The sequence below is a fragment of the Cupriavidus gilardii genome, assembly GCF_008801915.1.
Lineage (GTDB): Bacteria > Pseudomonadota > Gammaproteobacteria > Burkholderiales > Burkholderiaceae > Cupriavidus > Cupriavidus gilardii.
This window is the reverse complement of sequence record NZ_VZOV01000067.1, coordinates 1-1,195: the sequence shown is the minus strand read 5'-3', so window position 1 is coordinate 1,195 and position 1,195 is coordinate 1. Positions and strand designations below refer to the sequence as shown.

At 65.8% G+C, this 1,195-nt stretch carries 1 protein-coding gene; it reads right to left on the bottom strand.

The features are described from left to right. Window positions 1-27: 27 nt before the first annotated feature. Window positions 28-1,127, bottom strand: a protein-coding gene (locus F7Q96_RS26420; RefSeq protein WP_151023642.1) for an IS3 family transposase whose coding sequence is annotated in 2 segments (ribosomal slippage) — window positions 28-878 and window positions 878-1,127 — 1,101 coding nt in all. Because the reading frame shifts where the segments join, the coding sequence is not laid out codon by codon here. Window positions 1,128-1,195: the final 68 nt, after the last annotated feature.

The following is a 1,195-nucleotide window of genomic DNA, read 5'->3' as shown; positions in this document are numbered from 1 at the left end:
TGACCTGAGTATGGAACTTGTAGCCAATCAGGCAGTGAGTCCGGGGTTGATGGTATCGGGTTTCGACCAGTTCCGGCGAACGCTCGCCGGGGGTTTGTAACCATGGGCGCTGTGCGGCCGCTGCTCGTTGTAGAACTGCCGCCAGCGTTCGATCAGTACCTTCGCCTCGGCGCGGCTGCGGAACCATTCGCGGTTCAGCAGCTCGTCCCGCAGCTTGCCGTTGAAGCTCTCGACGAAGCCGTTCTGCCAGGGGCTGCCCGGCGCGATGAACGCCGGGCCGATCGCCGCGTCGCGCAGCCAGCGCATCACCTTGGCCGCCGTGAACTCGGCGCCGTTGTCGGAGCGGACAAAGGCCGGCTTGCCGTAGAGCCGCATCAACCGCGACAGGGTCAGGATCACGTCCTGCGCCCGCAGGCTGGCCCCGACCTCGATGGCCAGGCACTCCCGGGTGTATTCGTCGATCACGCACAGCATCTTCAAGGCGCGCCCGTCGACCATCTGGTCGTGGACGAAGTCGTAGCTCCAGACGGCATTCGGGCGAACCGCGCCCGGAAGGCGGATATCGTTGCCGGATCGGCGGCGACGCGGCCGGCGGCGGGGAATGTTCAAGCCCAGCCGACGCCACAGGCGCCGCACCCGGGCCTCGCCCAGGTCCAGCCAGGCCGCCATCCGGCGATACCCGAACCGCGGCACCTTCGGCGACGCGGCCAGCAAGCGCTCGGCCACCGCCTGGTCCTTGGCGGCCTGGCGCGGGGCGTAGCTGGCGATGCGGCGGCTCAAACCCAGGTAATGCAGGGCCTTCCGCTGCGAGATCCCCCGACGGACCAGCACCTGGACCGTGTCGCGTCGTTCCGACGGGGTCGTCATTTTTTTCGGACGATCTCCTTCATTCCATCGATGACCAGCATCTGCTCGGCCACCAGCCGCTTGAGCCGGGCGTTCTCGGACTCCAGGTCTTTGAGCCGGCGGGCGTCGGGTACATCCAGGCCGCCGAACTTGTTGCGCCAGCGGAAAAAGGTCTGCTCGGTCAGGTTGTGTTTCTTGCACAGCGCCTTGATCGACATGGCGCCGACCTCGGCCTCACGCAGGATGCCGATGATCTGTTCGTCGGTGAATCGCTTCTTCATGGAGCTCTCCTTCCTGTCGAGGGTAGAGAACTCACCAGCCAACTGGCTACACGATCCGTCTCAGGTCA